We start from the raw sequence: 9,057 nt of genomic DNA, 5'->3' as shown, positions 1-9,057 counted from the left end.
CTGCGCAAGGAGCCATCCATGCGTAGCGTGGTAGGAATCTCCGGCCTTCAGGCCGGGGAGGATGTCAATTTCCCAGTTTCACCCTCCTCTCTGGCTCAGCTTGGAGCCAATGGCCTCATCGGCAAACCCTTCAACGCCGCCACCCTGGCTGCGGACATCTGTGCTCTGCTGGGCTGGGATCCCTGACTCAACCCTGAACCCGCCCCAAAGACCCCTGGGATCCCACCGATATCCGCCAAATCGCGTAGAAGAAACGTACAAATTGCCTACGCAAATCCTCGATGTTTCTCTGTACTTCCACTGATCTCGAGGCTATGATAGGGGCATGAACGTTAGAAATACGGAGGAAACACAGATGCAAGTCAGTGAAGATCTAACCCTGGACTACCGTACTTACCGCATAGCAGCCCTATTGAGCGAGAGCTTCTCTTTGGGAGCACTGCTGGGAGTATCCCTCAAGTGGCAGAACGATGTCTCCTCCGTGAATGAGCCGCGGCCCAGGGCTTCCCATCTTTCCCTGCAGGACATCGAGCAGCGCTACCTCACCTCTTGGCAAAGATAGTCTTCTCCCTTCAAAAACCATCTCTCAAACAGAACCAGCCATGAATACAAGTCTTGACTCTGTTACTCTGCCCTCCAGCATCCAAGAAATCGTGGAGCAGGTGTTCCGCAGCAGCTTCCTCAGCTTGGGCCAAGAGAACCGCATCAATGAGCTGCTCTTTCAGCGGCGCTACTCTGAGGCTGACCTGGAACTGTTGGACTGCCTAAGCTTGGCGTTGCTGAACCATCAAATTGAGACGGAAAAACGTTCTGCGGCAAAAGCTGCCTGACCCCCAAAACGCATCAAGTTCCTCCAAAGCAAAAGGGGATCCCAGCTGGATCCCCTTATTTGTCCAATCTGAGTCCAGTGACCTAGCTGATCTCCAAGGAAAACCCTGGAAGCGCCCCGGCAAGCATTCCAGAGTTCTTGCAGGATGTGGGGACTAGACCGCAACGGTCTTCTTCACCTGAGCCGCCAAAGCTCCAGAAGCATACTTGGCTGCCATCTCATCCAAGGTAACCACCGGAACTTTGGTGCCATGGCCAGCACAGCCGAAGGCAATGTAGCGCTCAGCACAGACTTTTTGCATTTCCTTGATGGAAGGCTTGAGGAAGTGGCGGGGGTCAAACTCTTTCGGATTCTCGGCCAGAGCGCGGCGCACGGCAGCTGTGATGGCCAGGCGGTTGTCGGTGTCGATGTTTACTTTGCGCACTCCATTTTGGATGCCCCGCTGAATTTCTTCCAGCGGCACACCGTAAGTCTCGGGAATGGAGCCGCCGTATTCGTTGATGATGTCGATCAGCTCCTTGGGCACCGAGGAGGAACCGTGCATCACCAGGTGCGTGTTGGGCAGGCGGCGGTGGATCTCAGCAATGCGCTCCATGTCGAGGATGTCACCAGTGGGCTTCCGGGAGAACTTGTAGGCGCCATGGCTGGTACCAATGGCTACGGCCAGCGCATCCACCTGAGTTCGCTCCACAAAGTCCACCGCTTGGTCGGGGTCGGTGAGGAGTTGGTCATGGCTGAGCGCCTCTTCCGCGCCGTGGCCATCTTCCGCTTCCCCACGGCCCGTTTCCAGGGATCCCAGGCAGCCCAGTTCCCCTTCCACACTCACCCCGATTGCATGAGCCACTTTCACCACCTCGGAGGTAACGGCCACGTTGTACTCGTAGCTGGCCGGGGTCTTGGCATCTTCCTTGAGGGATCCATCCATCATGACGCTGGTGAAGCCGTTGCGGATGGCGGAATAGCAGGTAGCCGGGCTATTGCCGTGGTCTTGGTGCATGGCGACGGGGATGTGGGGGTAGGTCTCCACTGCCGCCAGGATCAGGTGCCGCAGAAAGTTCTCGCCCGCATACTTGCGTGCCCCTCGAGAGGCTTGCAGGATAACGGGGCTGTTGGTTTCATGGGCTGCCTGCATGATTGCTTGGATCTGCTCCATGTTGTTGACGTTGAAGGCAGGAATGCCGTAGCCATGTTCGGCGGCATGATCCAGCAGCGTCCGCATTGCAACGAGAGCCATCGGTTACCTCCTGAGGTGCTGACCTAGTGCGTATGAGATTTGCTTACCGTTGATCTTAAGATACTTTTTACGTTTTGGCGGATAAGCCGCCGGGGATCTGCGCATCTTGCCGAGGGATCTTTGCAACCATTGGCCGTGATGCTCGCGCTCAGGCGCAACAGGCGCACCGACATCTTCAGGTACAGTGGGGAGGGGCAAGACTGTTGGGCGCTTGCATCGAGGATGGTTCTGCCCATGCCCGCTCAATTTATCTCTTAGTCTCTCTAATTCTACTGTGGTGTTTTTGTGTTGTTTGCCCGGAGGAATGGGAACGTGCGTTGCAATCGCTGGCCGGTCTTGGGTGCAAAGCCAACAAGGGCTCTGTCCTGCTGGGGCAAAAGGCTGCGCTGGGTGCGAGGAACCGGTTTGGCAATGGCCTGCTGGGCAGTGGCGGGCCTTCAGTTGGCAGCTTGGGGGATCCCTGGGCAATCTCCAGATCAGGTGGCGGCCTGGGTGAGGGACAATCCTGTGCTGCGGCCCCGTCCGGGCGAAACCCTGAACATCAACCGAGTGGAGCCGGATAGATCCCGCTTTACGTTCTTGGCCTCGGTGGCTCCGCCAGGACGGATCATCAACCCGCTGGATCGGGAGACGATTCGCTCGGAACGGATGACGTTCTTTCGCCCCCAAGGACTGACAGCAGAGGATCTCTTTCAAGCCATTCGCGACGTTTATGGGCCGGAGATCGCCGCCGATCTGGATCAGGCGGTGGAGGTGATTCGCTACCCGTCCCCAGAAGCTCTGGCAAGCAGTCCGGGCTATACCTTGGCCCTTGCCATCCAAGGGGTGGTGCTGCGGGGAAACCAATTCGTGTATTGGCTGGAGCTGACGCAAAACCCCGATGGCCGCGTGCAGCAGGGGCAGGTGTGGGTGTTCCAAGAGGAATGGCTACCCAAGGTGGAAGGGGAGTTGGCGGAACGTTTCCCCTTGCAGGTGATGACCCGTTGAGGGGCCCCCAATCTTTATCCCCGAGGAGAAGGGCACTCAGGGGCGGAGGGAGTTGCTGACATCCAAAGCCGGCAATTCCACCCGTTCTACCTGGGGCCGAAAGCCCAACCAAGGAGTGGCCAACTGGGCAAATCGCTCTGGATCCCCGCTCACGTAGAAACGGTGGGGTTCTCCCCAAGCAGCGGTCAAGGGGCGACGCAAGTCCCACAAACTCAATTCGCGGGCCAGGGATCCCACCAGCGCCATCCCTGGATCTACCCGTTTGACCGAGGACGGCAGCAAAGGCTTCAGGATTGGATCCAGCAGGGGGTAGTGAGTACAGCCATAGACAAGAGTATCGATCCCCTGTTGCAACAGCGGTTGCAGGTAGCGTTCAGCCGCCTGTCGCAGAGCAGGGCTATCCAGCCATCCGGCTTCAATGAGAGGGACGAACTCAGGGCAGGCCTGCTCCCAACAGTAAACGGGGTACGGAAAACGTTTGGGATCCAGAGCGCTGTACTCCTGAATGGCTTTTGAGTAAGCGCGACTCTTGACCGTGGCCACCGTGGCGAGCACCCCAATGCGGGATCCTTGGGCCAGTGCTGCCTGGGCGCCGGGTAGGATCAACCCCAGAACGGGCAGGGCAAACTCCTGCCGCACGTGGTCCAGAGCCAAGGCCGAGCTGGTATTGCAGGCCATCACCACCAGCTTCACCGGCTGTGCCTGCATCCATGTCAGAATTTGCCGCACAAAGGCCAGGATCTCCTCTGGCGAGCGTTCCCCATAGGGCAACCGCGCTGTGTCGCCGAAGTAGATGAGCCGTTCCTGGGGGAGCCGGCGGCGTAAGGCTCGCCAAACCGTCAGCCCGCCCAAGCCGCTGTCAAACACCCCAATTGGCCAACTGGGATCTGGCTCTGATTTCCACTCCCACTGCATGCTCCGTTCTCCTCAACACCTTGGCCTAAGCTGCTGTATCCTACCCTGCTTTCAAGAATCTCGGCGACAGATTCCCTGCCTTCCCTCTGAGATCAACTGGGCCAACTGGATCGTCAATTCGATCAATTAAGGATCAATTGAGAGATCCGATAGACATGAACAAGCTCAGCCAACGGCTAGCGACTGCGCAAGAAAGTCTCAATGCCATCGGCAATGGCCCGCGCCAAAATAGCCTGATATTCGGCAGTAGCCAATTTTCGCCCTTCGGTTGGGTTGGTTACGTATCCCAACTCCAGCAGCACGGAGGGCATACCCACAGGTGTTTCCCGCACCACAAAAAAGCGGGCTCGTCTCACCCCCCGGTCAGCAGCACCGGTGGCCCTGACCAAGCTGCGGTGCAAGATGGCGGCCAGCTCGGCGCTATCGGGTCGCAGGTAATAGGTCTCGATGCCGTGAATGCCGGAGCGATCCAGGGCGTTGGCATGAATGCTCACCAGCAGGGCAGCATTGGCCTGAACGGCCATATCCACCCGCGGTTGCAGCAGCACTTCCCGGTCATCGGTGCGGGTCATCACCACCCCGTACCCCCGCTCCTGCAGCAGTCGTTGCACCTGGTGGGCAACGGAGAGCACGATGTCCTTCTCCTGGATCCCATCTACCCCAATAGCACCGGGATCCCGTCCCCCGTGGCCGGGGTCGATGGCAATGACCGTCCGGTTCAGAGATTGGGGGGTGGAAGGGGAGGCAGGGCCGGGCGTCTGCGGCTGAGGTATTGGTGGAGGAGCATTCAGAGGTCGCAGCTCCAAGGTAATGCGGCGGGATCCCTGGCCGGGGTTGGGCTCGAAGACATTGAACTCCTCGGCGGGCTGCACCAGAATGCTGACCGTGCGGGCATCTTCCTGGACAAAGCGGATCCGCTCCACCGGCCCTCCAACCGGCAAGCCGGGATCCGGCATAGACTGGGGCAGGCGAGCGGGCGCCACGTTGATGCGGTAGCCACCACTCTCGGGATCCCAGCCGGCCCGGTAGAACATGAATCCATCGGCGCTGATGATCAACCGGTTGCCCTGGAGCTGAACCGATTGCAACGTGGCCAGCGGCCCACTGCTGTTGACAGAGCTGACCTCGGGCAAAAGGCTGGCCTGGGCAGCACCGCCGGCAGGCTGGATCCAGATCCCACCTCGCTGTGGGTCGTAGCGGGCTTCCCAGTCGCCACCGGAGGAATCCACATCCAGCACTACCCGAGCAACGGTGGGCTCAAACTGCCCGATACGCAGCCGCGAAACCCCCAGACGGTTGATGACATAAGCTCGCTGGGTGAGGGCAGGGCTGAGGGTGGTGTTGAGAAAATCCACCACTACCCGATCCGGATCGAGGATGCGCCGCACCGTAGTGGAGGGGCTGCCTTGGGTACGGATAAAAAAGCCTTCTGCTTGCGGGGATACCTCTAAAATTTGATGGCCGGAGCGAGGAGATGGGGTGGGTGCCGGGCGTCGGGGAGGCAGTGTCGGCAAAGGCGGGGACGGCGGGAAGGGATCCCTGGAACCTCCCAATAAGCCGGCAGATGAGGGGGGAAACAGCGGCGAAGGGGGAGCGGCCTGGGTGAATTGAACGGCCCAGCGGGAGGGGCCGGCGGTGAGCAGTTGCAGTTGGTTGAGGCTGAGAGGCTGATCCGGCTGCAGATACAGCACAAAGCGGGTAATGGTATCCGTAAGCTGGCTAATCTGCAGAGAGGTGACACGGCCCGCAAAAGTCTGGGTTTGGGGCTCCTGTCCAAAGCGGGTGTTGGGAAAATCCAGCACAACCCGAGGCGGATTCTGCAGCACGAACAGAAAAGGCCGCACCTCGCCCTGGGTGTTAACTTCCAGCCGCCCCTGCTGGGGGTCGTAGTACCAACGCTCAATGCGCGATAAACCTGGGGCTGTAATCGCCTGAGCCTGGACAGATTCCGGGGGAAACAGCCCTGCCCCCGCCAAGCTCAACAGCAGCATCGCCCCCCATATCTGCCTTGACCCCGGCTTGCCAAATTCGGGCATGACCTTCCATCCACTCCCCACACCTGCTGCCCTCAACTATACCAACCTGCCCTCGGAGCAGCCTGGGAAGGAGCGCAATTCCGCTCTTGCTTGCGGGGCCAGAGGATAATGGGCGTATCTTCTCCATCCCACTGCTTGTTCTCCGACGAGGTATCTTGGGATGCCCAGGCCACCGGATCCCCTAGCCCTGGCCCGAGCTGGACACGCCCAGTCGATTGTGCAGGTTGTGCGGACAGAACTGCTGCGGCGTCGCTGGTGTGCTCAGGTAGACTTTGCCGACGAGACCCTGCACATTCACCTCATCGGATCCCCTTATCGGCCTCAGCTCTCCCCCCAAGTTGCCGCCGCCCAACTGTTTCTGATCCTGAAGCAACTGCGGATTCCACGGCTGGATCAAGTGGAGATTTGCGCTTTCCGCGGCTCACGCTTGCTCTGGCGGCAGAGCCTAAAGCTGGGATCCCGGCAGCGTTGGGATCGGTTTTCCTTCGATAACTGGGCAGTCAACGCTTGGGCTTACCCGGCTGCGTTTGCGGTGGCCCTGATGGTGAACAACATAGGCTTGTTGCAGTTGTTGCATTTGCCTCTTCACATTTGGATCCACGAATTTGGCCATGCCACCGTCGCCTGGTGGAGCGGGTATCGGGCTTTGCCTCTGCCCATCGGCTGGACAAGCGTTAGCTCGCAGAGGGATCCCTTTGTGTATTTTGGAATCCTCTTTTTACTGATTCTACTCTTCTGGTCAGCCCGCAAGGAGCGGATTGGGTGGCTGCAGGTGCTGGCCATCTTTCTTGCTCTATTGCAGTTTTACATGACCTGGCTGATGCCCAATCGCACCTGGGAGATGTTGTTTGTCTTTAGCGGCGTTGGAGGAGAATTTTATCTCAGCACCTTTTTGATGGCCAGCTTTTATTTTCCCTTGCCAGATCGCTGGCGATGGGATTTTTGGCGATTTGTCGTGCTGGGGATCGCGGCCAGCAGCCTGTGGAGAAGCTTTTGGGAATGGCACAGCATCAGACTGGGATTGGCCGAGGTTCCCTGGGGAACTTTGTTGGGCGGCCAAGGAGATGCCAGGGGGGATATGAACCGCCTAAACTACGACTTTGGCTGGAGCACCGATCAAATTATCCAAACCTACACTTTTTTAGGGAACCTGTGTGTTTTCGTCGTATTGAGCCTATATGTTCTATTCCTGTTGCGGGCAAATGATGAGATTTGGCTGTATCTGCGAGCAAAGCTTATTCTTTGGATGGATGGTTTGATAGGCTCCAGTTCAAGGAAACGTTCTTAAGATCCTCTTGTACTGAACATTGCCCCAACTACAACTTTTTCCGGCAGCACCAGCTACATCCGGCGCAAAATGAGCTCTTGGGTAAAAGGGATCCCGCTTGTCTCCAGAACTTCCCTAGTGTCCAACTCGATTCCTCAAGGGGGCAGGATCATTTTGGTTTTGGACTGCAGCTTTGCCGGTTGGGAATTGCTCCAACCACTCCGTTGAGCTCAGAGGGCGTTTGTGGTGCCCATCTGGGCAATGATTGGGCGGGAGAAGCGGCACCCCTATCAGGTTGGAGATGGCCTGTTGAGCATTCGCTCTATGCTGAGGGATATGTATAGACAAACTTCCTCTGCAACGGTACTTTACCCATGTCAGCCGCCTTCTCTTGGCCCTACCGCACCCCAGGGATCCCAGACTCTGCCTTTGAACGCATCCCAGGGATCCCGATGAGCCCTCGTGAGGTGCGCGTGTTGGTGCTAAGCCAGTTGCGCCTGGGAGAGAACCACTGCCTGTGGGATATCGGCGCCGGAACCGGCACCATTGCCATTGAAGCGGCTGTTCTATGCCCCAAAGCTCGCGTGATTGCCATCGAGCGAGATGCCGAGGTAGTCAGCCTAATCGAGAGCAATTGCCGGAAATTTGGCCTCGCCAACGTGCAGGTGATTCAAGGTACTGCCCCCGATTGTCTGCAACACCTTTCTCCAGCGCCGGATCGCATCTGCATTGAGGGGGGCCATCCTCTACGCGAGATCTTGGAAGCCTGCTGGAGCCATCTCAGCCCCAACGGGCGGGTCGTGGCGACGACCAACTCTTTGGATGGGCTCTACGGCCTTTCTGCCGGCCTGGCCGCTGTGCGGGCTCATCATGTGGAGGTGATTCAATCGGCGGTGAACCGCCTGGAACACCGCGGTCGGACTCAAATGCTGCTGGCACTGGATCCCACCTTTGTTTTGAGCGGAGAAAAAATGGGCTAAGTTTTGTGTAAACTGTTTACATTTTTTGGTAAATCTTTTCCTAAGGTGATGGATAAAAGTGGATTGATTTATCTCGGCTGTCTTAGAACCAGCAGAAAAGATTGGGTCACCCAAACCTTAAGCTATACTGATGTTTCTCGATCCCAAACTCAAATCTGCTTTTATACCAGATAAGAGAGCTGGGAAACCCAATAGCTATGGATCAATTCCAACACCCCTTTCAGGAGTCACGGGAAGTCAAACTGCGGCAACTGTTGATTCGGGAGCGCTGGCCGGAAATGCTGAAAGGCTGCCGGGCTTGCATCCATTGGGACGACTTCAAGCGACCGGAATGCTGTGGTGATTGCGGCATCGGGGATCGACGCAGGCAAGCAGTAGCCGAAGAAAGCCCACCCAGCAAGTCCCCAGGCATTTAGGGTTCGCAAGCTTCCCAAATTGGGATCCCAGCTCCTGCAGTAACTTTGGTAGTTTCTATTGAGAACTTTTACTCAGGGAGTTTTACCTAAAAACCGGGTCTCAAGCCCGGTCTTCATACCTGCCTGCGGCGGAAGCAAGCTGGCAAAGTGGGGAGGCAACGAGCGCCTCTCCCAAGATTGCTATGTCGTCGCTCCCTAGCCTCTCATCTTGCCCTCATTGGCCCCCTGCTTCAGCGTCTCAGGAGCAGCTCCCCAGCAACCTCCACGCAGGGATCCATGTTAATTTCTACACCAACATGGTTAGCGACAGGGTCGGCGACAAGCCTCAAACCCTGATTCTTCCGTTGACCCGGTCGATCCCGCTCTGGGCAAGGGTTTCAGGCCCCTCGGCGG

The 9,057-nt window shown here is 57.8% G+C and carries 10 protein-coding genes; 7 read left to right on the top strand and 3 right to left on the bottom strand.

From position 1 onward, the window contains the following. From NW840_RS08405 to NW840_RS08395, 3 genes are all read left to right on the top strand, one after another. Nucleotides 1–186, top strand: a 186-nt coding sequence (locus NW840_RS08405) for a hypothetical protein (protein ID WP_414343625.1), incomplete at its 5' end; no start/stop codon positions are given. A gap of 169 nt (nt 187–355) precedes the next feature. After that, the gene (locus NW840_RS08400; RefSeq protein WP_011432020.1) at nt 356–562 is read left to right on the top strand and encodes a hypothetical protein; all 207 of its coding nucleotides are present in this window, start codon (nt 356–358) and stop codon (nt 560–562) included. A gap of 40 nt (nt 563–602) precedes the next feature. Then, the gene (locus NW840_RS08395; protein WP_011432021.1) at nt 603–830 is read left to right on the top strand and encodes a hypothetical protein; all 228 of its coding nucleotides are present in this window, start codon (nt 603–605) and stop codon (nt 828–830) included. A 153-nt stretch (nt 831–983) separates the two neighbouring features. Here NW840_RS08395 and fba read toward each other — a convergent pair whose 3' ends face one another. Further along, on the bottom strand, nt 984–2,063 hold the full coding sequence (gene fba, locus NW840_RS08390; RefSeq protein ID WP_011432022.1) for a class II fructose-bisphosphate aldolase: 1,080 nt from the start codon (nt 2,061–2,063) through the stop codon (nt 984–986). A 411-nt stretch (nt 2,064–2,474) separates the two neighbouring features. Between fba and NW840_RS08385 the strand changes: the two genes are divergently transcribed. Further along, on the top strand, nt 2,475–3,050 hold the full coding sequence (locus tag NW840_RS08385) for a hypothetical protein (protein WP_414343623.1): 576 nt from the start codon (nt 2,475–2,477) through the stop codon (nt 3,048–3,050). A gap of 36 nt (nt 3,051–3,086) precedes the next feature. Here NW840_RS08385 and murI read toward each other — a convergent pair whose 3' ends face one another. Both murI and NW840_RS08375 read right to left on the bottom strand, forming a co-directional pair. Further along, nucleotides 3,087–3,965 carry a glutamate racemase gene (gene murI / locus NW840_RS08380; protein WP_414343622.1) on the bottom strand — a complete coding sequence of 293 codons (879 nt, stop codon included), beginning with the start codon at nt 3,963–3,965 and terminating at the stop codon, nt 3,087–3,089. 176 nt (nt 3,966–4,141) lie between these two features. Continuing rightward, entirely contained in the window at nt 4,142–6,001 is a 1,860-nt protein-coding gene (locus NW840_RS08375) for an N-acetylmuramoyl-L-alanine amidase (protein WP_414343621.1), read from the bottom strand. A gap of 160 nt (nt 6,002–6,161) precedes the next feature. Between NW840_RS08375 and NW840_RS08370 the strand changes: the two genes are divergently transcribed. From NW840_RS08370 to NW840_RS08360, 3 genes are all read left to right on the top strand, one after another. Further along, nucleotides 6,162–7,289: a hypothetical protein gene (locus tag NW840_RS08370; protein ID WP_414343619.1), complete on the top strand. Its 1,128-nt coding sequence runs from the start codon at nt 6,162–6,164 to the stop codon at nt 7,287–7,289. A gap of 353 nt (nt 7,290–7,642) precedes the next feature. Then, nucleotides 7,643–8,248, top strand: a complete 606-nt coding sequence (gene cbiT, locus NW840_RS08365) for a precorrin-6Y C5,15-methyltransferase subunit CbiT (RefSeq protein WP_414343618.1) — start codon at nt 7,643–7,645, stop codon at nt 8,246–8,248. Between the two features lie 197 nt (nt 8,249–8,445). Continuing rightward, nucleotides 8,446–8,664 (top strand): hypothetical protein, encoded by a 219-nt coding sequence (locus tag NW840_RS08360; RefSeq protein WP_011432028.1) that lies wholly within the window; start codon nt 8,446–8,448, stop codon nt 8,662–8,664. Nucleotides 8,665–9,057: the final 393 nt, after the last annotated feature.

Source organism: Synechococcus sp. R5-13, from assembly GCF_047462015.1.
Taxonomy (GTDB): domain Bacteria; phylum Cyanobacteriota; class Cyanobacteriia; order Thermostichales; family Thermostichaceae; genus Thermostichus.
The sequence above is the reverse complement of the archived record's forward strand: the minus strand, read 5'-3'. Positions and strand labels throughout refer to the sequence as shown.

Coding starts and splice junctions, on each gene's coding strand:
- NW840_RS08400 (WP_011432020.1), top strand. CDS start 356: ATGCAAGTCAGTGAAGATCTAACCCTGGACTACCGTACTTACCGCATA.
- NW840_RS08395 (WP_011432021.1), top strand. CDS start 603: ATGAATACAAGTCTTGACTCTGTTACTCTGCCCTCCAGCATCCAAGAA.
- fba (WP_011432022.1), bottom strand. CDS start 2,063: ATGGCTCTCGTTGCAATGCGGACGCTGCTGGATCATGCCGCCGAACAT.
- NW840_RS08385 (WP_414343623.1), top strand. CDS start 2,475: ATGGCCTGCTGGGCAGTGGCGGGCCTTCAGTTGGCAGCTTGGGGGATC.
- murI (WP_414343622.1), bottom strand. CDS start 3,965: ATGCAGTGGGAGTGGAAATCAGAGCCAGATCCCAGTTGGCCAATTGGG.
- NW840_RS08375 (WP_414343621.1), bottom strand. CDS start 6,001: ATGCCCGAATTTGGCAAGCCGGGGTCAAGGCAGATATGGGGGGCGATG.
- NW840_RS08370 (WP_414343619.1), top strand. CDS start 6,162: ATGCCCAGGCCACCGGATCCCCTAGCCCTGGCCCGAGCTGGACACGCC.
- cbiT (WP_414343618.1), top strand. CDS start 7,643: ATGTCAGCCGCCTTCTCTTGGCCCTACCGCACCCCAGGGATCCCAGAC.
- NW840_RS08360 (WP_011432028.1), top strand. CDS start 8,446: ATGGATCAATTCCAACACCCCTTTCAGGAGTCACGGGAAGTCAAACTG.